This is a genomic window from Proteocatella sp. QWL-06 (assembly GCF_058684135.1).
This window is the reverse complement of sequence record NZ_CM178755.1, coordinates 1,096,035-1,121,706: the sequence shown is the minus strand read 5'-3', so window position 1 is coordinate 1,121,706 and position 25,672 is coordinate 1,096,035. Positions and strand designations below refer to the sequence as shown.

Here is a 25,672-nt window from a genome sequence, read left to right as displayed (position 1 = left end):
AATAAATATATGACATAATTTGCAATTTTTATTGCAATTTACTCTGTTAATATGAGATAATATTATTATTATAAAATTGCCTTGAAAAACCGCAAATACAAGATTATACACAAGATGCGCTTTTTTATTCTCGGGGGGAAATATATGAACAAAATAATTGTAAAAATTGCAAATCAGGAATATACAATAATCGGAAAAGAAGAGAAAGATTATATACTAAGTCTGGCTTCGCATGTAGATGAACAGATTACCAAAGCTTCTGAAAAAACCCCAAAATCGAATATAGTCACTCCAGTGGTTTTAGCTTCTATAAACATTGCAGACCAGTATTTTAAATCACTTGAAGAAAACAAGAGATTATCAGATATAATCGAGACTCACAATTTTGGGATAATAAATGAAAAAGATAAAAACTCTCAGTCTCTAAGAGAAAAAGATGGTTACATCAAGGATATCGAGAATCAGCTTGCTTCTTTCGAACAAAAAAATAATAATTCTCTGCTTGAGATTGAGCGACTTAATAAAGAAATCATGAATAAAGAAAATGAAATTGAAGACCTTAACATTCTAATCAACAGCTTTCAGAACCATATCTATGAACTTCAGCTGGAGATTAACAATTTAATCGATATAAAATAGTCTCTGTCCAGAGGCTATTTTATATAAAGGAGAATTATGAACAAAAAATTAGAATTGCTGGCACCTGCAGGAAATTTCGAATCTTTGATTGCTGCAATCCAAAACGGAGCTGATGCTGTATATATTTCAGGCATGCGTTTCGGTGCCAGGGCAAATGCTTCAAATTTTGATAACGAAGAGCTAATCCAAGCCGTGAATTATGCTCACGAGCGCAATGTGAAAATATATGTGACAGTGAATATAATCATAAATGATGATGAAATTGAAGACTGTATAAAATATATAGATTTTCTCTATAACTGCGATGTGGATGCTGTAATTGTTCAGGATATTGGTATTGCAGATTTGATCAGCCGATACTTTCCTGATTTTGAAATGCATGCATCGACCCAGATGAGCATATCCAATTCAATTGATGGCTTATTCTATAAAAACATGGGCTTCAGACGTTTGGTAGTCGCCAGAGAGAACTCAATTCAGGAAATTGAAAGCATAAAATCTTCTTCTGATTTGGAAATAGAAGCTTTTGTACATGGGGCATTATGTGTATCATACAGCGGGAAATGTCTCTTCAGCTTTATGCAGGGAGGGAGATCTGGAAACAGAGGAAATTGTGCACAGCCCTGCAGGATGAAATACAGTCTCACTTCTGACAAAGGGATCAAATTGCATGAAAACAAATTTGTCCTAAGCATGAAAGATCTGAGTACAATAACAAATATTAAGCAAATTGCCGGCGGATGTATAGATTCCCTGAAAATAGAAGGAAGAATGAAGAGACCGGAATATGTAGCTACAGTAGTAAGAAATTACAGAAAAGCACTAGATGGAATCTTCAATGATACCGTTTCTGACGAAGAGCTGATTGAACTTGAAAATGAAATCAAATATGTATTCAACAGAGAATATACCAGTGGACATATCCTGAGCTCATTCCCAGGAAAAATGGTAAATCTTGATTCTCCTAAAAACAAAGGGGTGTACCTGGGCAAAATTCTTGATGTAGACTCTAAAAACAAAAGATTGAAAATCAAACTTGATGATGATCTCTCTAAAGGAGACGGTCTTAGCACAGGTGAATTTGTAGGAAGAATAATTCATAAAAAAGAAATAAAGGATCATGCTCCAAAAGGGGAAATCATTGATATTGATTTCATCGGAAATGCAAAAATCGGAGACAGTATTTTTAAAACCTATAATTCAGGCGTTATGAGCGCAGCAAAGGAAAGCTATAAAAAAGAATTCGTTAAAACTCCACTGCAGTTTAGTATAAAAATTAAAAATGCAAGCCATCCTGAAATATGCATACAGGATGACAGGAATAACAAAATATGCTACACCGATACTGAATATTTAATTGAAGAAGCTCTAAACAGGCCTACAGATGAAGAAACCATAATACGACAGATAAGCAAGCTCGAGAGCACGCCGTATTTTTCTGAAACTGTAAATATTGATAAAGATCCAACATCTGTAATACCAGTTTCTGTTCTAAATAAGCTTCGCAGGGAATCTATATCTCTTATAAGTGAACTAAGAAGAAATACAAATAAAAGGCCTTACAGTGATTTGCATTCCATCATAAGAGAAATTTCAGAACCAAAAAAATATTTTTCAGCAAGAAATGACAGTTACGAAGATTCTTTTGTAGACTCCACAATAAGTATTTCAGCAATGTGCCACACAGAAGAACAGATAAAAGCATGCATTGACTGTGGGACTGACCGAATATACCTTTCGGATATCAGCCTCTATAAACAATATGCCCACACTGACTGCAAGAGCGGATTCCACTTTGTCACTCCGGGCATGATGAAGGACAGGGATATAAAAGAGCTCGAATGCTTCATAAAAGAATACTGGCCAAATATAATTACGAGCAGCCTTGGCTATGCAGAACATACTTTGAGATATTACGCTGAAAACAAAATCAGCTCAAGCGTTGGAATTGATTATATGGCTAATTTGAACAATAAATTCTCAGTTAATTTTGCTTTGGGAATATATGGTGGAACCATTGACACGGTTGCTCCAGGGATGGAGTATGTAATAAACCAGCAGTACCTTGACTATACCTTCAATGAAGCAAGCAAATCCACTGTTGAGATTCCTGTTCTGAGTCACCCAATTTTAATGATAACAGAGTACTGCCCATATAAAACCGACGGAGCAAAATGCAAATTTCCAGTATGCATGATTAATGATTCTTTCCTGAACGGTGAAAATAACGAAAACTATATTATAAAAGCTGACAATTTCTGCAAGCTTAATATATACAGTACTCGCGTTTCTGAGCTTCATGTTCAAAGCGTAAGGACATTGATAGAAAAAAATTACAGAAGGTTCAGGCTTGATTTTCTGAACGAGACATATGATCAGGCTGTAAAATATATTAAAAAATACAAATAAATTGATAAAGAGTGATAAAAATGGAAAAGAAAACACTTAATGTACTTGAATACAACGCCATAATAAACCTGCTCGAAGGCTTTGCTTCTACAGAGCTCGGGAAGGAAAAATCAAGGCAAATAGATGTGATTAGCGATCAAGACCAGATAATTCACAGGCTAAAAGAAACAAGTGAAGCTCAGAGTATAATTCTTACAAAGGGAAGTCTTCCTATTTACAGTCTTACAGATATAAGCAGATCTCTGAAGTTGGCCGAAATAGGTTCTACAATTGATATCGGAAGCATACTGAAGGTAGGAGAGGTTCTCAAGACAGCCAGGCTGGTTTCTTCAAAAGCATCTGGAATTGAAAACCTTCATATAATACCCGAACTTGCTTCAAAACTATATCATAACACAGAACTGGAAAATCAGATTTTCACATCCATAATCTCAGATGATGAGATATCAGATAACGCAAGCCCTCAGCTAAAAAAGATAAGAAGAGATATAAAGCTTTCAAAAGAACAGATACGAAACAAGATAAGTTCAATGATAACTTCAAAAGAGAACTCCAAGTATCTGCAGGAATCGATAGTGACAATCAGACAGGACCGTTTTGTTCTACCTGTAAAAATAGAAAATAGATCCAATGTTCCAGGGATTGTTCATGACACATCTGCATCTGGCTCAACACTGTTTATAGAACCAATGGCCATAGTTGAAATGAACAACAACCTCAGAATCCTCATCAACAAAGAACAGGAAGAGATTGAGCGTATAATACAGATTTTTTCCAGTGAAATTGGACTTATATCAGCTGCTATCTCAGATAATATAAGCATACTTTCAGAACTGGATTTTATAATGGCAAAAGGAAAACTTTCAGTAAAAATGAAAGCTATCGAGCCTAAGATAAGCGATAGAATGTTTATGACACTTAAAAATGCGAGACACCCACTGATTGATCCTAAAACTGTCGTACCTCTAAACCTTGAGCTTGGAAATGAATACAATACACTCATAATAACTGGCCCAAATACAGGTGGAAAGACTGTAGCTCTAAAAACTGCAGGGCTTTTATCTCTTATGCTTCAGAGCGGCCTCCATATCCCCTGTGACTACGGAAGCGTCATGTGCATATTCAAGAATATTTTTGCTGACATAGGTGATGAACAGAGCATTGAAAATAGCCTCTCAACGTTTTCATCACATATGACGCACATAGTAAAGATTCTCTCAGAGATGCAAAGTGAAAATCTCATTCTGCTTGATGAACTCGGATCCGGAACTGACCCTGTCGAAGGATCAGCTCTTGCAATTTCGATACTCGAACATATAAGGGAGCACAGAGTCCTTACAATGGCAACTACTCACTATAGCGAGCTTAAGAATTATGCACTCAACCGTCCAGGAGTAGAAAATGCTTCTGTTGAATTTGACATTGAAACCCTCAGTCCGACATACAGGTTGATAACCGGAATTCCAGGAAAATCAAATGCTTTTGAAATCTCTCAAAAACTTGGCCTGAGCAGTAAAATAATCGAATCAGCACGTGCAAGCCTTAGTGTAGAAGAGATTAAGATGGAAGAGCTTCTTGCAAAGATTGAGATAGACAGAAAAATAATTGAAAAAGAGAAAGAATACATTCAGTCTGCATCCATAAAAATCCGAGAAAAAGAAGATGAACTGATTAAAAAAGAAAGTAAAACAAAAGCTGACAGAGAAAAAATCATACTAGAATCAAAGAAAAAGGCATCAAAGATACTGAAGGATGCAAAAGAAGAGAGCGATTCAATCATAAAAGATCTCAATTCAATAAAAGACGACATAGAAAAATACAACGTAAACAAGGAAATCGAAAAAATACGTTCAAAAGTAAAAACCGGACTTGAAAAATTTGGATATACCGAAGATCTTTTAGGGCTTGACGAACTTGAAGGCAAATCACTTCAAGACGTCGAAATCGGACAAACTGTGTTTGTGCCTAGTTTCACTCAGGAAGGAATAATTCTTTCAAAAGATTCAATAAAGAAGGAAGCAGTCGTACAAATCGGGATAATGAAAATCAACATGCCATTTGAGGCTCTCCAGGGAAAGAAGAAATCAAAAAAAATAAAAGAAATAAAAAAGACCGGAGTTGGGAAAATAATGAAAGAAAAGGCTTCATCTATAAAATCTGAGGTTGACGTAAGAGGAATGGATCTTGAAACAGCACGGATTGAAGTAGAGAAATATCTTGATAATGCCTATCTTTCTGGAATACCAAGAGTAACCGTCATACACGGAGTAGGAACCATGGTTCTTAAGACCGGGCTTTCAGAAATGTTCAGAACAATGAACTATATCAAATCATACCGTCCTGGTGCTTATGGAGAGGGCGGAATAGGAGTGACTATTGTAGAATTTAAATAAAAATATGTTAATAGTGAGGTTTAATATGTCAAATAACAATAAGGATTTAATAAGTGTTATACAGAGCGAATTTACAAAATTAAGCAAAGGGCAAAAGATAATAGCACAGTATATTCTTTCAAATTATGACAAAGCAGCTTTCATGACGGCAGCAAAACTCGGAGAAACCGTAGGTGTAAGTGAATCAACGGTAGTAAGATTTGCAAATGCCATAGGTTATGAGGGATATCCTGAGCTTCAGAAATCACTTCAGGAGCTTATCAAAACTAAGCTCACTACTGTACAGAGAGTAGAGATGTCAAAAGAGTACTCAAGTGATTTCACAATACTCAAAAAAGTTTTAAAATCAGACATAGACAATATAAAAGGGACATTAGATGAGATAGACCCTCAGTCCTTTGAAAATGTTATAAACAAGATGATTACAGCCAAAAAAATATATATCGTGGGTTTGAGGAGTTCTGCTACTATAGGTGAATACCTTGGATTCTACCTAAACTTCATACTCGATAATGTCGTGCTTGTAAACTACGGCATCAGCGATGTATTTGAACAAATACTGAAAATAGACAGCGAAGATCTTGTTATAGGAATAAGCTTCCCTAGATACTCAAAAAGAACATTCGAGCTGCTCGAGTATGCAAAAGAACAGGGAGCCAGCGTAGTCGCTATAACAGACAGCAAACTTGCCCCTATATCTACAATAGCAGAAGACATCCTTATAACTCGAAGTAACATGGCTTCGTTTGTCGACTCACTTGTAGCACCTTTCAGCGTTGCAAACGCCCTTATTGTATCTGTCGGCATGAGAAAGAAAGCTGACATAAAAGATTCGTTTGACAAATTAGAGAGAATATGGAAAGAGTACAGGATTTATGATGACAAATAGAAAAAATATTATAATAGCAGTAGACGGTCCGGCAGGAGCTGGTAAAAGCACTGTTGCAAAGAAACTTGCCGAAATGCTGAATTTCCTTTATATCGACACCGGAGCAATGTACAGGGCAATCACGTACAAGATTGTCAAGAAAAAAATCGACATTAATAATGAAAAGGAGTTGAAGAAGCTCCTTGAAGAAACATCGCTGCTCTACGAAGACTCAATTCTGTATCTTGACGGAAGCCCTGTTGGAGATGAAATAAGAAGCGATGAAATTAATGCAAAGGTTTCAGCCGTGTCTGGCATAGACCAAGTAAGAAAATCCATGACAGACCTTCAAAGAATTATAGGTCAGACAACTTCATGCATACTGGATGGAAGAGACATAGGCACAGTAGTGTTTCCTCAGGCAGATATTAAGATATTTCTTATAGCCGATGTCAGCATGAGAGCTAAAAGAAGATATAAAGAAAATCTTTCAAAAGGAATGGATGCCACACTTGACGAAATAGAAAAAAGCATAATAGAACGAGACAGCCTTGATTCAGGCAGAGAACTTGCTCCTCTTATTAAAGCTGATGATGCTATCGAGATTGACACGAGCAGCCTTTCTGTGGATGATGTAGTTTCAAAAATATTAAATATATATTCGGAGAAAACAAATGTATAATTTTTTGAAGAGAACAGTATGGCTGTTCTCGAAATTAGTGTTGAGAGTTCAATATGAAGGACTTCATAACATACCTGATAAAGGGGCTTTTATAATAGTAGGGAATCATAAAAACAATTTTGACCCCATACTGATTTCATTTACAACGAAGCGTGAAATACATTACCTTGCCAAAGCAGAGCTTTTTAAAACAAGATTGACCAGATTTCTGTTTGAATCAGTAAAGTGCATCAAAATCGACAGAAACAAGACAGACATAACTGCAATAAAGAACGCTCTCAGAGTCTTAAAGGATGGAGAAATTTTAGGCATATTTCCTGAAGGAACAAGAGTAAAAGGTGGCCCTGAAAACGCAAATGTTAAATCTGGAGCTGTAATGATTGCATCAAAGGGCAAGGTAAACATACTCCCTGTAGCAATCAGCGGAAACTACAAACTGTTTGCTAAAATCAAGGTATCAGTGCTACCTATGTTCGACATAAAAAAGGCAATGGAAAATCATGATGGGAACATCGAAATGGTATCTTCAGATATAATGAACATCATATACAGAGAAGTCGAAAGGAATGAAAATGGAAATTAAAATTGCAAAATTCAGCGGGTACTGCTATGGAGTAAAAAGAGCGATGGATCTTGCATTGGAAAAACTCGATGAGACCTCTGAAAAAAAAGTATATTCGCTTGGACCACTAATTCATAACGACCAGGCAATGAAGAAATTCACAGACAAAGGGCTTATAGTTGAAGAAGATATAAATAAAATTGAAAAAAATTCAACCGCTATCGTAAGAAGTCATGGACTTCCTAAGGACTTTTATGATAAAATGGATATAATATCAACAAATGTAGTTGATGCAACATGTCCTTTTGTAAAAAAAATTCAAGATATTGTTTATGAAAATTACAAATCAGGGCATGGTATAATTCTAATTGGAGACAAGGATCACCCGGAAATAAGAGGAATAAATGGATGGTCAGATAATTCATCTATAATTATTAATTCAATTGAAGATGTGGAGAGATTTGACTTCTCTGAGGATAGAGCTTATATAGTTGCCGTTCAGACAACATACAAGCTTGAAAAGTATCTTCAAATTGAAAAAATATTGAAAAATAGATTAAAAAAAGTTGAATTCTTCAATACCATATGCTATGCTACAAGAGAAAGACAAGATGCAGCCAGGGAACTATCAAAAACTGTTGATGCTATGATAGTTATCGGTGGAAAAAGCAGTTCAAACACTAAAAAGTTGGCAGAAATATGTTCTGAGAATTGCATCACTTTTTTAATTGAGACAGCCAAGGATATTGACCTTGAAAAAATCTCATCCTTCAGTACAATAGGTATAACAGCAGGAGCATCAACCCCTGATTTTATCATTGATGAAGTGAAAGATTTATTGCTAACAAAATAAACGTTTAAGGAGTTGGAAATTAATGAGCAGTGAAATGGAAAGATTATTGTTGGAAGAAGAGCAGAATTACCAGGAAGTTTACAAAGGATCAAGAGTAAAAGGAACAGTAGAGGTTATCAAGCCTGATTCATTCTACATTTCTTTAAGTTACAAAACTGATGGAGTTCTTCCAAAATCAGAAGCAGGTGACTGCGAAGATATAAAAGTTGGAGATACATTGGATCTTGAAGTTATTAAAATCGACAAAAATACTGGCGAAATATTACTTTCAAAGAAGAGACTTGATGACTTTAAAGCATGGGATGAGATCCAAATGGGCGACATCATTAATGTGAAAGTAACAGAAAAAAATGAAAAAGGCCTAATTGCTAAATTCAAAGGTTCGATAAGAGGATTCCTTCCACTTAGTCACATTGAAACTAGATTCATAGGCGAAGATGCATTAGATAAATATATAGGTCAGGAATTTGAAACTGAAATAATCGATCTTGACCCTAAGAAAAGAAGACTTATTCTATCAAGAAAAAACATCCTTCTAAAAGAGCAGAATGAGCTTAAGAAAGAGCTTGTAAGCAAAATTGTTGAAGGCGAAGTTTTCAAAGGTATCGTAAAAGATATTAAAGATTATGGTATATTTGTTGATCTTGGTGGAATAACAGGACTTGTTCATGTAAGTGAACTATCATGGAACAGAAAAGACAATATCGAAAAATCTTACAAGATTGATCAAGAAGTTGATGTTCAGGTATTAAGCTTTGATCCTGAAAAAGAAAGACTTTCTTTAAGTATAAAAGCTCTAATGCCAAACCCATGGGATGTTTTTGTTCAAAACAACCATGTAGGTGATATACTTTCAGGAGAAGTTAAGAATATCAAGGATTATGGTATCTTCGTATCTCTTGGAGACGGCATCGACGGATTTGTTCATATATCTAACATCTCATCTGATTTCATAAAGAACCCAGGCGAAGTTGTTAAAGTTGGCGACAAAATTGACGCCAGAATACTAAATATCGATTCTCAAGCACAGAAAATCGAATTAACGCTTAATCTTGAAGAAAAAGAAGAAGCGTCATCTGAAGAGATCGAAAACACACAGGAGGTATAATATGAAGAATTATGTTTGTGATGTATGTGGTTATGTTTATGATCCAGCAGTAGGAGATCCAGATAATGGTGTAGCTCCAGGAACAGCATTTGAAAATGTACCAGAAGATTGGGTTTGTCCACTTTGCGGAGTTGGAAAAGATCAGTTTTCAGAAGAATAATCAGTTTAATAAAAAGAGTGGTATTTACCACTCTTTTTTAAATGTGTTCAAATTGTCATAAATTTGTGGTTTGTTTAAATAAACAGAAAAGAGGGAACTTAATATGATTAGTACGTTAAAAAGAAATGACGGCTTTACATTGATTGAACTCCTCATAGTATTGACAATTTTAGTGGCTTTGACCCTTACAGGTACATATAAGTATTTCAACATAGTTGAAACCAACAAACAGAAGATAGATATAAGCAACGCAAATATACTGGCAGAAGCCGTGAATGTAGCAGAAGCAACCGGTCAGCTCGATATTGATTCTACATCTACAGAAGTGACCTATGAAAAACTGAAAAATGTTCTAAGCAAAGAACTCAAGCCCGTCAGCAAGCTCTACTCTGGAGAAAGCGGTGATTCTGCTTTCATAATAACAGCGACTAAAACCAGTAACGACCTTAACGTTACTGTAACAGCTAACGGGAAACAGTTATATCCAACGCTGACAAGCGAGGAAACAAGCGGAGACTAGCTTTTTATTGCGATAATAATAACAAACAAATAGATAAAAAATGTATTTACTGAGGTAATGAATGGAAGAATGGATTTTAAAACGAGCGTATCTTGATTACAGAGAAATACTTAAAGATTTTCCGCTCGATGAAATAACAGCAAAACTGATCTCAAAAAAGAAATTTACAAATAAAAAAGAAATTTACAATTATCTGAATTCAGATACCAGCCTCCTTCATGACCCTTTCAAACTAAAAGGCATGAGTGAGGCTGTAAGTTTGATTGCTGATGATATCGAAAACGGAAATAAGATTCTCTTGTCCCTGGATTATGATGTGGATGGAATAATAAGTGGAGCAATTGCATTCCTGGGACTGAGCACAATAGGCGCCAGGTGTTCGTATATTCTGCCCCATCGTATAAAGGATGGATATGGAATAAATGAAAGAATAATAGAATATGCACGTGAAAACTCCGTAGATACTATAATAACATTTGATAATGGAATTGCTGCATTCGAGCCAATAAAGCTTGCAAAAAATTATGGCATAAAAGTTATAGTCACTGATCATCATGACATTCCCTTTACTTATGATGAAAATCAAGAAAAGATACTTAACTATGTTGACGCAGATTTAATAATAAATCCAAAGCAGCATGACTGCGAATATCCATTTAAAGGAATATGCGGAGGAGTTATCGCATATAAATTGATAGAAGCAATATACACAAAGCTGAACAAAAAATCTGAATCTCTCAATGAATTTATTGCTCTCGCAGCAATAGCTACCATTTGCGATGTTATGGAGCTGAGAGATGAAAACAGATCCATCGTCTATCATGGATTAAAAAACCTTGAAAGAATATCTAATCCCGGACTTAAAGAACTTTTAAATTTGTATGGCATAGAAAGAAAAATCACCTCGGATGACATTGGATTTAAAATCGGGCCATGCTTTAATTCAAGCGGAAGACTCAGTACAGCTTCAAAAAGCCTTGATCTGCTCACCTTGAGCAATGATGAAATACCAGGTATCCCTGAATACTTAAAAAATCTTGCAAAGGAACTCTATGAACTTAATCAAAGAAGAAAAGATATTACTAAGCATGCTTTTGAAAAGGCAATTAGCCTTATTGAAGCCAATAAAATGTATGATGAGAATATTATACTGATATATCTGGAAAAAGTTCATGAAAGCATTGCAGGAATAGTTGCCAGCAGAGTGAAAGAAAGATATAACAAGCCAGTGATTGTCTTTACTGATTCCGAAGAAATAATCAAAGGCTCTGCTCGATCGATTGAATCACTGGATATTTTTGAACTCATCTCAATCCACAAAGAAATGCTTCTCAAATTCGGAGGACATCCAATGGCCGCAGGAATGAGTATTGAAAAGAAAAATTTGAATGAATTCTTTGATAAACTTAGAATTTCTATATCCGAATACAGCGTACCCAAATACAAAACATATGCTGTCGACATGATTATGAAATTCAGTCAACTAAATATTTCTCTTGCAAATTCTCTAAAAAGCTTTGAACCATATGGAAAGGGAAATGAGAAAATGATCTTTTCAAGTTTGAAAGTATCTATTTCAGATATCAAGATCATCGGAAAAAATTCAAATGTATTAAAAATGAAGATAAAACAGAATGAAATTCAGCGAGAATTCATATGCTTTTCAGATATCGATTCTATAATTAAAAAAATAGGAGACAAAGTTAAAGTAACTGCGGATTACAATTTTTTCATTGACGAAAATGATACTTTTGATATAATATATACTGTTGGAATAAATGTATTCAATAGCACAGAAAGGCTTCAACTGGAGCTTATAAGCATTCGCTAATATAAATATAATTCAAATGCAAAAGGAGAACCATATGAACTTAGAATCATTCGTAAGAACGATTGAAGATTACCCTCAACCGGGAATAAGCTTTAAGGACATAACTACGCTGCTTAAAAACGGTGAAGCATACAAATATGCAGTAGACCAGATGGTAAACAATCTGAAAAACAAGAATATCGATTATATAATCGGAATGGACGCACGTGGCTTTATTTTCGGAGCGGCAGTTGCTTATGGACTTGGAGTAGGATTTATTCCTGCAAGAAAACCAAATAAGCTTCCTTCAGAAGTAATAGGATGCGAATACGATCTTGAATACGGTAAAAATATCATCGAAATACACAAAGATGCTATACAGCCTGGTGACAGAATAGTAATAATTGATGATCTGCTTGCTACTGGCGGTACTGCCGGCGCAGTTGAAAAGCTTGTAAAAAACCTGCAGGGTGAATTGATAGGATTTGAATTCCTGATTGAGCTTGACGCTCTTGAAGGTCGAAAAAATCTTGAAAATCAGAACATAAACGTTTTAATTCACTACTAAAATCATCCCATATAAATAAAGCATATTAATTAATATTAAAAGACTTTCGTTTTTTTACGAAAGTCTTTTAATATTTTACAATTTGTTATATAATGAGTAAATACAGTTTATTATGAAGAGTGGTGATTATAGTGCTAGAAAATTTACTATTGAGAATAGAACAATACAATCCTGATGCCGATTTGAAGCTGCTTATCAAAGCATATAACTACGCATCAAGTGCACATGAAAATCAATATAGAAAGTCCGGTGAAAAATACATCATCCATCCAGTAGAAGTCGCAAAAATACTTGCTGAACTTGAGCTGGATGTTGATACGATAGCAGCCGGTCTGCTTCATGATGTAATTGAAGATACCGATGTTACCTTTGAGGAAATAGAACGTGAATTTAATCTAGATATCGCAATGCTTACAGATGGAGTTACAAAGCTTGGAAAACTAGAATATAAGAGCAAGGAAGAAACTCAGGCTGAAAACATGAGAAAAATGTTTCTTGCAATGGGAAAAGATATAAGGGTCGTACTCATAAAACTTGCAGACAGGCTTCATAACATGAGGACTTTGAAGCATATGTCTCCGGAAAAAGCTATTGAAAAATCACTTGAAACGATTGAAATATACGCTCCAATTGCCAATCGACTTGGTATATCCAAAATTAAGCTTGAAATGGAAGACCTTGCACTAAGATATCTTGACCCTGAAGGTTATTACGATCTTGTAGAAAAAATTGCAAGAAAAAAAGCTGAAAGGGACGAATATATTCAGAGGGTAATATATGAAATTAAAATGAAGCTGGATGACTCTTCTATAATGGCCGATATAACCGGAAGAGCAAAGCACTTCTACAGTATATATAAAAAAATGAAGAGCCAGAATAAGGAATTCGACGAAATTTTTGATTTGATGGCCGTAAGGGTCCTTGTCGAGAATGTTAAAGACTGCTATGCTTCACTTGGCCTCGTTCACACCATATGGAGGCCCATTCCTGGAAGATTTAAAGATTATATAGCCATGCCAAAACCAAATATGTATCAGTCTCTGCATACTACCGTTATAGGTCCGGATGGAGAGCCTCTTGAAATACAGATTAGAACATTGGATATGCACAGGACAGCTGAGTTTGGTATTGCTGCTCACTGGAAATACAAGGAAGGCAAGATCAATCAGGAAGCTTCAGGCATGGAGTCAAAATTACAGTGGCTTAGACAGATGATGGAATGGCAAAAGGAAGTCTCTGATCCAAAAGAATTCATGGATTCTCTTAAGATAGACCTCTTCACAACTGAAGTTTACGTTTTTACTCCAAAAGGAGAAGTAATAGAACTTCCGGCAGGCTCCATACCACTTGATTTTGCGTACAAAGTGCACTCGGACGTTGGAAACAAGTGCGTAGGCGCAAAAATAAACGGCAAAATAGTGCCCATGACATATACTCTTCAAAATGGTGACTTAATTGAAATTCTAACATCATCCAACTCAAACGGACCTTCACGTGACTGGCTTAATATGGTAAAAAGCTCACATGCAAAAAGCAAGATAAGACAGTGGTTCAAAAAAGAGAGAAGAGAAGAGAATATTCAGAAGGGAAGAGAGCTCCTGGAGCGTGAAGTCAAAAGACAGGGATATTCTCAATCCGAAATACTCAAACACAGATATCTTTCCCCTATAATGAAATCACTTTCACTCACTAATGATGAAGATTTTTATGCTGCAATAGGGTATGGAGGTATTACCCTTTCACAGGTAATTCCTAAGCTAAAGGAAAAGTATGAACTTGAGAATAAAGATAAGGAAAAAGACAAGGATTTAAAAGTAAAAAAAACGTCTTCCCCTGAACTGATCGTAACAAGCAAAAAGACCCCCTCTCATGACTATAAGGGAGTTTATGTAAAAGGTATTGACAATCTTCTTATCAGATTTGCTAAATGCTGTAATCCACTTCCTGGAGACGATATTGTAGGATATGTTACAAAAGGTCGAGGAGTATCAATCCACAGAGCTGACTGTGACAACATAGATATCAACAGTGAAACTCCAAGTGACAAGCTGGTAGAAGTAGGTTGGGACAAGAACTATAATAACCTGAAATCTTTTGAAGTAGAGATTCTCATACAGGCAAATGACAGAAGAGGTCTTTTTGTCGATGTAAGCAGAGTTCTTGCCGATGAAAAAATACAGGTAAACAGCATAAATGCAAGGAATAACAAAGACGGGCTTGTCAACATGAACACAATTATTGTAGTTGCTTCAAAGGATCAGCTCAAATCTGTAAAAAACAAAATAAAAAGAATAGAAGGAGTAATCTCTGTAAATAGATTATAAGACTAATATGAGAGCAATTGTTCAAAGAGTAAAATATTCAAGTGTGGAATTTTACAAAGATGAGGAAAAAATCATAAACGAAATATCAGCAGGGCTTCAAGTGCTTGTAGGAATAACACAAGACGACACACAGAAAGATGTTGAGTATATCGTTGATAAAATAACAGGATTAAGAATATTTGAAGATGAAAATCAAAAAATGAATCTGTCCTTAAGCGATATATCAGGAGAAATACTCCTGGTATCTCAGTTTACACTGTATGGAGATGCAAGAAAAGGGAAAAGGCCAAGCTTTACTGACGCTGCAAGACCTGAAATTGCAGTACCACTTTATGAAACAATTATAAAGGAAATAAAAAGTAGAGGAATCGGATGTAAAACCGGTGAATTTGGCGCTGACATGACTGTAACAATAGTCAATGATGGTCCTGTAACAATAATGCTTGATAGTAAAAAACAATTTTAAATATGAGGTGCATAATGTTTTTAGAAGCAATCGGAAGAAATCGATACGGAATTAACAGTTATATTTTAGCAGATGACAGCAACAATGCTGTTATTATAGATCCAGGTATAAATTATCAGTCCATCGTGCACAGCCTTAGAGAAAATAAGCTTTCGGCTAAAGCAATACTCCTTACACATGGGCACTGTGACCACATTGCAGATGTAGAAAAGCTAAAAAACGAATTCAGCCTGCCAGTATACTGTCATGTTAAGGATAACGAATTACTTATGAATGCAAAGCACAATCACTCCGAGAGCTTCGGATTGGGGAAAATCGAATTCAGTGCAGACATCCTTATAAGAGATGGAGACATTATACAGATTGAAGACCTTTCTATCAAAGTAATTCATACTCCAGGACACACAAAAGGCGGAGTATGTTATATGTACAGGGACATGCTTTTCACAGGAGATACTCTTTTTGCCGGATCAATGGGAAGGACTGATCTTTATGGTGGAAACGAAGAACATATGAATAACTCACTCAGAAAGCTGTCTGAAATGGAAGAAAATCTTACTATATATCCAGGTCATGGTCCAAAATCCACTATAAAAATAGAAAAGGAAACGAACCCGTTTTTAAGGTTATAAAATGAAAATATACATTCAAAATCTGAAATATGAGTATGAATTGAAGATGCTTTTTAACAGCTTTACTAGATTGGAATCCCAATTCTATCATATATCAGAATATAATGAGTCCGATTCAAAGTGCATTGTCATCAGCGAAAATTCCGATTATGGACCGGATATCATTGTCACTGGAACATCGGATTTTGGAAGCATACACTATAGTCATAGCGAAAAATGTTCAGTTTCTGACAGAGAAATAAAGAATGCCTATAAAAGGTGTCTCTATGTAATTCTTTCAAAAATTTTGAATAAAGAACTGCCATGGGGAATCCTCACTGGAATAAGACCTGTAAAAATATATAACGACCTTAGAAAAAACAGGCCCGAATTAGATGAAATTGGCATAAAAAATGAAATTTCATCAAAATACCTCATATCTGATAAAAAAATAAAGCTTATGCAAACCGTATCCGACATCCAGAAACCAGTAATAGACTTGACAGGAAATGAGAGTTACAGCATATATATAAGCATCCCTTTCTGTCCAAGCCGTTGCAACTACTGTTCATTTTTTTCGAACGATATAAACCAAAAAGGCCATCTGCGTGACTCATACATTGATGCTCTCGAAGCAGAAATTGATGCTATTCTAAATGAGCATTGGGTAAAGGAAAGAAGGCCTGATAGCATCTATATCGGTGGAGGGACGCCTACTTCACTTGAAAACTGCCAGATAGAGAGATTATTGGCTTATCTGAATAGCAAATTTGACTTCACTAAATTAAGAGAAATAACTTACGAAGCAGGAAGACCTGATACATTAACCGAAGAAAACCTTGATTTACTAAAAAAATATGGCGTCACTAGAATATCTATAAACCCTCAGACTATGGTAGATGATACATTAACAAAAATAGGACGGCTTCACAATTCTGAAGATATCGAACATGTATTCCATATGGCAAGAGATAAAGGTTTTGACAATATAAATATGGATATAATATTGGGTCTTCAGGATGAAAATATTCAAAGCGTACAGCATACACTTTCCAAAATCTGTAAGCTCAATCCTGAATCTGTGACCATGCACACACTGTCAATTAAAAAAGCTTCAACTTTACACCAGAACATGGATTACAATGAGCTTGAAAGACAGGAAAATAACATAAACCAGATGGTAGAGACGGTCTATGATTGTATGAATAAAATGGGAATGAAACCATATTACCTGTACAGGCAGAAAAACATACTCGGCGGCTTTGAAAATGTAGGTTTTTCGAGGCCCGGTAAGGAATCATGGTACAACATAGTTATCATGGAGGAGCTTCAGAACATTCTTGCATTTGGCTCTGGAAGTGTCTCCCGATTCGTATACCCTGATGAGAACAGAATAGAGAAGCTATCTAACATAAAGAATCTCGAGGAATACATTAATCGTACGCAGGACATGATAAACAAAAAAAGATCGGAGATGAAATAATGAAAATTCAAAAACCAAAAGGCACTGATGATATACTGCCTTCATCTATAGGCAAATGGTATTATGTTGAAGATATGTTCAAAAAAGTCTGCGAGGATTTCGCATACAGAGAAATAAGAACTCCTATGTTTGAATCTACTGATCTTTTCAAGCGTGGTGTAGGAGATACTACTGATATCGTGCAAAAAGAAATGTTTAACCTCGAGCAGAGAATAAATCCAGGCTCAAAAAAGAAGCCTGAATCTTTTTCACTTAAGCCTGAAGGAACCGCACCAGTAGTCAGAGCTTATATTGAAAACAGCCTGTACGCTAACCCTCAGCCTACAAAACTGTTCTATATAACTCCATGCTTCAGATATGAACAGCCTCAGGAAGGCAGAAAAAGAGCCTTTCATCAGTTTGGAGTAGAGGTATTCTCAAGTTCCAATACCTATACTGATGCCGAGGTTATTTCACTGGCAATGGAATTTTTCAGAAGACTGGGCATAGACAAATATCTTGAGCTCAGAATAAATTCAGTAGGAACAGCTGAGAGTCGAAAGTTATACTCAGAAAAACTGAGAGCATTTCTGCAGAATGATTACGAAGAGCTTTGCGACACATGTAAAGACAGATTCCACAAAAATCCTATAAGAATAATAGACTGCAAAAATGAGAAATGCCAGAAAATAGCGGATGGCGCGCCTCTAATGATTGACAATCTGAGCGATGAAAGCCAAAATAATTTTGAGGAATTAAAGAACAATCTAGATTTAATGGGAATAACATATACTGTTGATCCATATATAGTAAGAGGACTCGACTACTACACAGATACAGCTTTTGAAATAGTCTCTAATGACATAGGAAGCCAGTCTACCGTGTGCGGTGGTGGAAGATATAACGGGCTTGTTGAGCAGCTTGATGGCCCACTTACTCCAGGAATAGGCTTTGGACTCGGCATAGAACGCCTCATAATGGTACTTGAAAATCTCGGAATCAGCTTTCCTGAACAAAAAAAACTTGATCTTTTCGTAATATCAATTGGAGAAAAAGCTGACCCGGTTTCAACGAAAATCGTACATGAGCTTCGAACAAAAGGTATTTCTGCAGATAAAGACCACCTTAAGCGAAGCATAAAAGCGCAATTCAAATATGCAGATAAATTAAATTCACGATACACTGCTGTTATTGGAGATGATGAAATAACCTCGAATTCAATAGTTCTTAAGGATATGAGTAACTCTACACAGGAAAAGCTGTGCTTAGACACATTTACTAAGGATTTTTTTGATATAATTAAATAAAATGCGAATATATGGAGATAACTATGGAAACATTAAAAGGACTGAAAAGAAGTAACTATTGCGGAACACTAAGGATTGAACATGCTGACAGAGAGGTAGTGCTTATGGGATGGATTCAAAAATCCAGAAACCTGGGCGGCCTTATATTTGCTGATATAAGAGATACTTCAGGACTTTGCCAGATAGTGTTCGACATAAACGACAACAAAGAGCTTTTTGAAAAAGCAGAAAACCTGGGCTCAGAGTACGTAGTAGCTGTAAAAGGAATCATTAAAGAAAGACAAGCTAAAAACCCTAATATGGCAACAGGAGATATTGAAGTAATTGTTAGTGAGTTAAGAATATTAAATGAATCAGAAACTCCGCCTATATATGTAAAAGATGATGACGATGTTTCAGAAGGCCTAAGACTTAAATACAGATACTTAGACTTAAGAAAACCTCAAATGCAACACAATATCAAAATGAGACACAAGGTATGTCAAATCGTAAGAAACTTCCTTTCTGACGAAAACTTTCTTGAAATAGAAACTCCAATACTTGGAAAACCTACACCAGAAGGTGCAAGAGACTATCTAGTACCAAGCCGTGTAAATCCAGGAAAATTCTATGGCCTTCCTCAATCACCTCAGCTATTCAAACAGCTGCTTATGGTTTCAGGAATGGATAGATATTTCCAAATAGCAAAATGCTTCAGAGACGAAGACCTTAGAGCTGATAGACAGCCTGAGTTCACTCAAATAGACTGTGAAATGTCATTCGTTGAAATGGAAGACGTAATGGAAGTAATGGAAAGACTTATCCAAAAAGTTTTCAAAGAAACTATAAACGTAGATGTAACGCTTCCACTTCCAAGATTAACATATAAAGAAGCTATGGAAAGATTCGGATCAGATAAGCCGGATTTAAGATTTGGATTTGAACTTAAAGACCTTACAGAAATTGCAGCAAACTGTGGTTTCTCAGTATTTGAAGGTGCAGTAGCAGCGGGTGGTTCAGTAAGAGCTATAAACCTGAACGGTTACGAGTCACAATTTACAAGAAAAAATATTACAGAGCTTGAAAACGTAGCAAAACTATATGGTGCAAAAGGCCTTGCTTGGATGAAATTTACAAGTGAAGGAATAAGCTCACCAATAGCTAAGTTCATGACTCAAGAAGTTATAGATAGAATAACAGCTAAAATGGATGCAAAAGAAGGGGATTTACTTCTTTTCGTAGCAGATAAACATTCAATAGTATTCAACGCATTAGGACATGTTAGGCTAGAAGCGGCTAAAAAACTTAATGTTATAGATGAAAACGAATTCAACTTCTTATACGTAACAGAATTCCCAATGTTTGAATATGACGAAGAAGCAGGAAGATATGTAGCAATGCACCATCCGTTCACATCTCCTCTTGATGAAGATTTCGATAAATTCGAAACAGAGCCACAAACAATGAGAGCAAAAGCTTATGATATGGTACTAAATGGAGTAGAGCTTGGTGGAGGAAGTATCAGAATATACGACCCTAAAGTTCAAAGTACAATGTTTAAAGTACTAGGCTTTACAGAAGAAGATGCTTATGAGCAATTTGGATTCCTACTAGATGCATTCAAATATGGAACACCTCCACACGGTGGATTAGCATTTGGACTTGATAGAGTAATGATGCTTATATTAAACCAGGAAAGCATAAGAGACGTAATTGCATTCCCTAAAAATCAAAATGCAATCTGTCCATTAACAAATGCACCAGGAGAAACAGACGAAAAAGCATTAGCAGAGCTTAGTATAGCAATCAAAAAATAATACTTTGTAACAGGTTCTAAAGTTAATTAAAGAGACTATAAAATTATTAATTCACCAAATTATATTTTTAGTCTCTTTTTTAAAATAGCAATATATTAAGGAATAGTGGGGATACCTTTTATTTATGTCACAAAATTACGGGGGTAATTATGAAAAGTATTAGATTAGATGTACGCATGTCACTATACTCAATAGCTGTAGGTGTTGCATGCGTATTATTAAGAATGCTTATATCACCAGAAATTCCAAGTACAATAGCACTTTCTGTTTGTATGGCTTTTACAGTGCTATCATTAATTTTATCAGTAGTAGAAGTTAAAAATAATTTTGGATTTTTCTATTCATTTGCCGAAAATTGGAATGGCGGAGGAATAATAAATAGTGGATTCCTTATGGGAGTAGGTGCATTTTTCTTCTCATCAAATCCTCTAAATTCAATCTTTTGGCTACTAGTTATAAATGTAGTTCTTATGTTAGAAAGAACTGCAATAGGAGCATCTGTAAAAAAATAAAGAAAGAGAAGAGCATATAAATTAAACAATTATCAGACAATTTAGTGTGATAATTCATATTTTTTAAATTTAAAAAGGTATTCCCAACTATTCTTTAAATGTATATTTTGCGAATAGTTGTAAAGGAGGCCCCCAAAAATGAGAATTCATAATAAATCTGGAAAACCTATGAATATTGTAGTATCAGAAAACAAACTTATCGAAAAATGCATTCAACTTGAAAATGAAATGCCTGATTTTCTTAAAGATTATTTTATTTTTATAAAAAATTCAGTTTCACTCTCTACGAGATATGCATATCTTAAAGATATTCATTTTTTTCTTGATTATCTTCTAATGGAGAACCCAACAATGAAATCAATCAGAGATATTGATGCTGATATCATAAATAACTTTACTGCCCGAGATTTTAACTATTTTATCGGTGAATACTGTACCCGCTACGAAATAAACCGTAATGGAAACCGTATAATATATGAAAACCATAATCGTTCATTATCCAGAAAGAAATCTTCATTACTTTCATTATTGAAGTTTCTTTACAGAAATGAACAAATTTCAAATAATATCATTGAAGGTTTAAATCCAATCAAGACTCCCAAACCTCAGCCTGATGCAATTAAAAAACTCACGGTTGACGAGGCTGGAAAACTTATTGATATTGTAAGCACAGGGAAAGGAATGACGGATAAGGAGCTTGATTTCTGGAGACTTACATGGCAGCGTGATCGCCTTATAATACTTCTTTTCATAATATATGGACTCAGGATTTCAGAGCTTCAGTCTCTTAATATATCGTCATTTAACCTCAACAGAAATGAATTTAAAATTTACAGAAAACGAGGAAAAGAAGTTGATATGCCGCTTGACGAAAAAGTTAAAAAATTTCTTGTTGAATATCTGGAAACAGAGCGAAAAAGCAGCAAGGTCCTGGAAAAAGATGCTGATGCGCTTTTTCTTTCACGCCAGGGATCAAGACTTACTACCAGAGCTATTCAGAATTTGATAAAAAAATATACATCCATTGCAATGGAAACCAGCAGAAGCAAGGGTTATTCACCTCATAAGCTTCGTGCAACAGCTGCAAGCTCTATGATTGAATTCGGATTCTCGATCTATGATGTACAGAATCTGCTGGATCATGACAGTGTACTTACTACACAGTTATATGCAGCACATAGGAAAAATGCAAAAAAAGAAATAATCGAAAGCCTGAACTGGATAAAATAAATTTAAAGCAGTAAAAAAACACAAAAATCACTCTTAAAATCATGATTTTTGTGTTTTTTTCATTATTTAAAAACCGGAGGTTGAGGCGGAGAAGTTCTCTTATGCTCTGATCTGGCATTTAGTCTTTCTATAATCTCTTTATCTTTTGCCGGGATTTCCTCCCCCTGAAGATACCTGTCTATATAGTGATACGTAGTTCCCATTTCAGTTTCATCTGTCTGACCTTCCCAAAGGCCTGCTGTAGGAGCCTTTGCAAGTATGTTCTCCGGAACTTTGAAATATCTCCCCCACTCATATACTTCACTTTTGAGAAGGTTAGCAAGCGGCAGAAGATCTACTCCCCCATCACCATATTTTGTAAAATAGCCAGTAAGCAATTCTGCTGCATTATCAGTACCTACAACAAGATAATTGAGGTTGTTCGCTATAGAATACAGTGTTGTCATCCTTAATCTTGCTCTCATATTAGCATCAACGATTTTTCTGTTTTCATGAATAAAGAGGTCTCCCATCTCTGACTCTACCTTGTCCAATATCGATTTATTCTCTGAAGAAAGATCTATCTTTAATGTTCTAATGCCGCAAGATTCCGAAAGCTCATTTGCATCATTTAGATCTTCCGATGAATTGTTTATTGGGAGTATTACACCTAAAGAATTATCAGGAGAAGCAAGCTTGATTAAGTTTGCAACAACAGCAGAATCTATTCCGCCAGAAATACCAACAAGCAGTCCGCTTGACTTTGTTTCAACTATTTTAGCCTTAAGCCAGTCTACAGTATTTAAAATTCTCTCTTCAGTTGTCATATTAAAACCTTTCTAATTTAAACTAATCTATAATTCTGTCATCACAAAATCTGACAAATACATTGTCCTTTTCTTCTATATATATAAGTGAAGATGTTATGTCAATTAATTCATCCAGAATTTTCATTTCGTCTTCCTTTACATATACAAGAAATCTTACCTTTTCAAGATATTCGGTGTCTTTTATGATAACATCGCTACCCTTAAGTCTGTATTGTATTTTTGGCGCCAGATCATATGTGCAGGTTATCGAATAGCATCTCATTTCTCTATATTCTACAATTTTTGATGCCTCTAGGCCCATTTTAGTTGATTCAGTGTATGCTCTTACCAATCCTCCCGTACCCAGCTTGATTCCCCCGAAATATCGCGTTATTACAACACAGGTATTGGTGATACCTTTTTTTAACATAACATCCAGCATAGGCATTCCTGCCGTTCCTGACGGCTCTCCATCATCAGAATATCTTTTTATGTCTGACGATTCGCCGATTACATATGCACTTACATTATGTGAAGCATCGTAGTTCAATTTTTTAATTCTTGCGATGAATTCAGCCGCCTCATTTTCATCATATACAGGCTTTGTATAAGTAATAAACCGTGATTTCTCAACTACTTGTTCTGCTTCTGAATAATCCAATACTGAAAAATAGTTCAATTTATTATCCTTCCTTTACGATTTTAAGAATAATATCTTTATTGTAATCAGCAGTCTCTTTTCTGTAAACTTTCCTCAAAAAATCAATTTTATCATCAGTGTTATATTTGGAAAATGATTTTATGGCATATGAGCGAACTTGAGGTTTATTGTCTTTACAGCCCTGCTTCAAATATGGAATAAATTCTTCATCATATATCTTTCCCATTGTCGAAAATGCCATCCTTTTAATATTACCGTTGTAGCTGAAGGACAGCTTCTTGAGATAGTCGTTAAAATCATCAATCCTTAATTCGCCAATAAGCCATATTACCATGGATATATCTTCAGAATTTATTTTTTCCTTCTTTAAAAATACTGCAATCTCGGATGTAATGTTTTTTTTCATATCGACCGTTACACTCTGAAGGAAGTCAAGCCTTTCCTCTTTTTGCATGAGAAGAATATTTTGAAGCATGCTCTGCTCATCAGGTTCATATATCAGGCTCTGGCTGAGCTTTTCATCAATTATATGCTGCTTGACCTGATTCTCATCAATTTTAAGTATTGATGCTATCTCTAAAATAGTTTTGCCTTGTTTATATAATTTATATGATTCTTCCTGACAGTTCAATTTACAGATCTCCTTAAATCAAGATATACTCGTTGAATTTTCTGATATCACCCTGGGTAAGTTTAAGAGTAATCTTTATTCCATCTTCTTCATATTCAGTTACAACATTTGAATATTTCTCATGTATTTTATTGACTAAATTACCGTCACTGTATGGAATAAGCAAAACTTTCTCTTCAACATCAGGTATAAGCATCTCTTCGATTATATCTAAAAGCTTTTCAATGTCATCAGAATTCTTAGCTGATATATTAATGCTCTTTTCATTGTTTCTGAAACCGTTGAAATCTCCAGATACCAAATCAATCTTATTGTTGACAATTATCTTTGGTTTGTCATCACAGCCGATTTCTTCCAGAACTTTTTGAGTCGTTTCTCTCTGAAGATCATAATTCTTGTCTGAAGCATCAAGTATATGCAGTATAAGGTCTGCGAACAATACTTCTTCAAGTGTTGATTTGAAAGCTTTAACCAGAGAGTGTGGCAGTCTGGAAACAAATCCTACAGTGTCAATGACAAGAAAATCATTTCCATTTGAGAATCTGGCTTTTCTGAGGGATGTATCCAGAGTAGCAAAAAGCATATCCTTCACAAAAACTTCTTTTTCAGGATCATGTAATTCATTTCGCTTTATTATCTCATTTGTAAGTGTTGATTTCCCGGCATTGGTATACCCGACAAGCGCTACTATAGGAAGACTGGATTTCATTCTCTGGCTTCTCTGAACTTCTCTGTTTTTTACTATTTCAGCAAGCTCTTTTTCGATTTCCAGTATCCTGGTGTTAATATGCCTCTTGTCTGTCTCCAGCTTCTTCTCTCCCGGCCCTTTTGCACCAATACCTCCTCCCATTCTGGAAAGTTTCTCTCCCATTCCTGAGAGCCTTGGAAGTCTGTACCTTAGCTGAGCAAGTTCTACCTGAAGCTTTCCGTCTTTAGTTACAGCTCTATTTGCAAAAATTTCCAGAATAAGCATTGTTCTGTCAATTACATCTATCCCAATTGCATTTTCAAGATTCCTGATTTGCGAACCTGAAAGTTCATGATTGAATATAATTAGATTTGCATTCATATTTTCCGCATATGACTTAATCTCTTCAACCTTTCCCTTTCCTATGAAATACGTAACATCCACGGCTTGTTTGTTTTGCACTATGCTTCCAAGTACTTCTACATTTGCCGCGTATGCGAGCTCCTGGAATTCAACTATTGAAGCATCAATGTCTTCGATATAATCCCTGCTTTTTTTATCAGCAATATTCAGAGTTACTAAAATTGCTCTGTAATCTATTTTTTCTATTGTATTTTCCATCTT

The 25,672-nt window shown here is 35.4% G+C and carries 24 protein-coding genes; 20 read left to right on the top strand and 4 right to left on the bottom strand.

Translation table 11 applies throughout. The annotated features are described in order from the left end of the window. The first annotated feature begins 144 nt into the window (after nt 1–144). From AC4PGZ_RS05375 to AC4PGZ_RS05280, 20 genes are all read left to right on the top strand, one after another. Nucleotides 145–639 carry a cell division protein ZapA gene (locus tag AC4PGZ_RS05375; protein ID WP_492160030.1) on the top strand — a complete coding sequence of 165 codons (495 nt, stop codon included), beginning with the start codon at nt 145–147 and terminating at the stop codon, nt 637–639. 36 nt (nt 640–675) lie between these two features. After that, a complete protein-coding gene (locus AC4PGZ_RS05370; RefSeq protein ID WP_492160029.1) occupies nt 676–3,048 on the top strand; it encodes a peptidase U32 family protein in 2,373 nt (790 codons plus the stop codon). Between the two features lie 20 nt (nt 3,049–3,068). Beyond that, nucleotides 3,069–5,441: an endonuclease MutS2 gene (locus tag AC4PGZ_RS05365; protein ID WP_492160028.1), complete on the top strand. Its 2,373-nt coding sequence runs from the start codon at nt 3,069–3,071 to the stop codon at nt 5,439–5,441. Nucleotides 5,442–5,466: 25 nt separating this feature from the next. Further along, nucleotides 5,467–6,330 carry a MurR/RpiR family transcriptional regulator gene (locus tag AC4PGZ_RS05360; RefSeq protein WP_492160027.1) on the top strand — a complete coding sequence of 288 codons (864 nt, stop codon included), beginning with the start codon at nt 5,467–5,469 and terminating at the stop codon, nt 6,328–6,330. Then, the gene (gene cmk / locus AC4PGZ_RS05355; protein ID WP_492160026.1) at nt 6,317–6,991 is read left to right on the top strand and encodes a (d)CMP kinase; all 675 of its coding nucleotides are present in this window, start codon (nt 6,317–6,319) and stop codon (nt 6,989–6,991) included. Before AC4PGZ_RS05360 ends, cmk begins: the two co-directional genes overlap by 14 nt. Continuing rightward, nucleotides 6,984–7,574 (top strand): lysophospholipid acyltransferase family protein, encoded by a 591-nt coding sequence (locus tag AC4PGZ_RS05350; RefSeq protein WP_492160025.1) that lies wholly within the window; start codon nt 6,984–6,986, stop codon nt 7,572–7,574. The genes cmk and AC4PGZ_RS05350 overlap by 8 nt, the downstream gene beginning before the upstream one ends. Further along, a complete protein-coding gene (gene ispH / locus AC4PGZ_RS05345) occupies nt 7,558–8,406 on the top strand; it encodes a 4-hydroxy-3-methylbut-2-enyl diphosphate reductase (RefSeq protein ID WP_492160024.1) in 849 nt (282 codons plus the stop codon). The genes AC4PGZ_RS05350 and ispH overlap by 17 nt, the downstream gene beginning before the upstream one ends. Before the next feature lie 22 nt (nt 8,407–8,428). Next, the gene (locus tag AC4PGZ_RS05340) at nt 8,429–9,514 is read left to right on the top strand and encodes a 30S ribosomal protein S1 (RefSeq protein ID WP_492160022.1); all 1,086 of its coding nucleotides are present in this window, start codon (nt 8,429–8,431) and stop codon (nt 9,512–9,514) included. 1 nt (nt 9,515) lies between these two features. Then, nucleotides 9,516–9,674, top strand: a complete 159-nt coding sequence (rd, locus tag AC4PGZ_RS05335) for a rubredoxin (RefSeq protein ID WP_492160021.1) — start codon at nt 9,516–9,518, stop codon at nt 9,672–9,674. 103 nt (nt 9,675–9,777) lie between these two features. Beyond that, nucleotides 9,778–10,194, top strand: coding sequence for a type II secretion system protein (locus AC4PGZ_RS05330; RefSeq protein WP_492160020.1), 417 nt, complete (start codon nt 9,778–9,780; stop codon nt 10,192–10,194). A 61-nt stretch (nt 10,195–10,255) separates the two neighbouring features. Beyond that, nucleotides 10,256–12,025, top strand: coding sequence for a single-stranded-DNA-specific exonuclease RecJ (gene recJ / locus AC4PGZ_RS05325; RefSeq protein ID WP_492160019.1), 1,770 nt, complete (start codon nt 10,256–10,258; stop codon nt 12,023–12,025). 16 nt (nt 12,026–12,041) lie between these two features. Then, nucleotides 12,042–12,572 carry an adenine phosphoribosyltransferase gene (locus AC4PGZ_RS05320; protein WP_492160018.1) on the top strand — a complete coding sequence of 177 codons (531 nt, stop codon included), beginning with the start codon at nt 12,042–12,044 and terminating at the stop codon, nt 12,570–12,572. Between the two features lie 131 nt (nt 12,573–12,703). After that, nucleotides 12,704–14,896 carry a RelA/SpoT family protein gene (locus AC4PGZ_RS05315; protein WP_492160017.1) on the top strand — a complete coding sequence of 731 codons (2,193 nt, stop codon included), beginning with the start codon at nt 12,704–12,706 and terminating at the stop codon, nt 14,894–14,896. A gap of 7 nt (nt 14,897–14,903) precedes the next feature. Next, nucleotides 14,904–15,362: a D-aminoacyl-tRNA deacylase gene (gene dtd, locus AC4PGZ_RS05310; protein ID WP_492160016.1), complete on the top strand. Its 459-nt coding sequence runs from the start codon at nt 14,904–14,906 to the stop codon at nt 15,360–15,362. Between the two features lie 14 nt (nt 15,363–15,376). Then, a complete protein-coding gene (locus AC4PGZ_RS05305; RefSeq protein WP_492160015.1) occupies nt 15,377–15,994 on the top strand; it encodes an MBL fold metallo-hydrolase in 618 nt (205 codons plus the stop codon). A 1-nt stretch (nt 15,995) separates the two neighbouring features. After that, nucleotides 15,996–17,456 (top strand): coproporphyrinogen dehydrogenase HemZ, encoded by a 1,461-nt coding sequence (hemZ, locus tag AC4PGZ_RS05300; protein ID WP_492160014.1) that lies wholly within the window; start codon nt 15,996–15,998, stop codon nt 17,454–17,456. Further along, nucleotides 17,456–18,742: a histidine--tRNA ligase gene (hisS, locus tag AC4PGZ_RS05295; protein WP_492160013.1), complete on the top strand. Its 1,287-nt coding sequence runs from the start codon at nt 17,456–17,458 to the stop codon at nt 18,740–18,742. Before hemZ ends, hisS begins: the two co-directional genes overlap by 1 nt. A 23-nt stretch (nt 18,743–18,765) precedes the next feature. After that, nucleotides 18,766–20,538: an aspartate--tRNA ligase gene (gene aspS / locus AC4PGZ_RS05290; protein ID WP_492160012.1), complete on the top strand. Its 1,773-nt coding sequence runs from the start codon at nt 18,766–18,768 to the stop codon at nt 20,536–20,538. Between the two features lie 149 nt (nt 20,539–20,687). Continuing rightward, nucleotides 20,688–21,050: a hypothetical protein gene (locus AC4PGZ_RS05285; RefSeq protein WP_492160011.1), complete on the top strand. Its 363-nt coding sequence runs from the start codon at nt 20,688–20,690 to the stop codon at nt 21,048–21,050. Nucleotides 21,051–21,188: 138 nt separating this feature from the next. After that, complete coding sequence (locus AC4PGZ_RS05280; RefSeq protein WP_492160010.1) at nt 21,189–22,280, top strand: tyrosine-type recombinase/integrase; 1,092 nt, start codon at nt 21,189–21,191, stop codon at nt 22,278–22,280. A 62-nt stretch (nt 22,281–22,342) separates the two neighbouring features. Here AC4PGZ_RS05280 and nadE read toward each other — a convergent pair whose 3' ends face one another. From nadE to hflX, 4 genes are read right to left on the bottom strand one after another with little or no spacing between them, the layout of a single operon-like run. Further along, nucleotides 22,343–23,086 carry an NAD(+) synthase gene (nadE, locus tag AC4PGZ_RS05275; protein ID WP_492160009.1) on the bottom strand — a complete coding sequence of 248 codons (744 nt, stop codon included), beginning with the start codon at nt 23,084–23,086 and terminating at the stop codon, nt 22,343–22,345. A gap of 22 nt (nt 23,087–23,108) precedes the next feature. Then, nucleotides 23,109–23,747, bottom strand: a complete 639-nt coding sequence (locus tag AC4PGZ_RS05270) for a YigZ family protein (RefSeq protein ID WP_492160008.1) — start codon at nt 23,745–23,747, stop codon at nt 23,109–23,111. Between the two features lie 4 nt (nt 23,748–23,751). Next, the gene (locus AC4PGZ_RS05265) at nt 23,752–24,360 is read right to left on the bottom strand and encodes a HEAT repeat domain-containing protein (protein ID WP_492160007.1); all 609 of its coding nucleotides are present in this window, start codon (nt 24,358–24,360) and stop codon (nt 23,752–23,754) included. 13 nt (nt 24,361–24,373) lie between these two features. Continuing rightward, nucleotides 24,374–25,669, bottom strand: a complete 1,296-nt coding sequence (hflX, locus tag AC4PGZ_RS05260; protein ID WP_492160006.1) for a GTPase HflX — start codon at nt 25,667–25,669, stop codon at nt 24,374–24,376. Nucleotides 25,670–25,672: the final 3 nt, after the last annotated feature.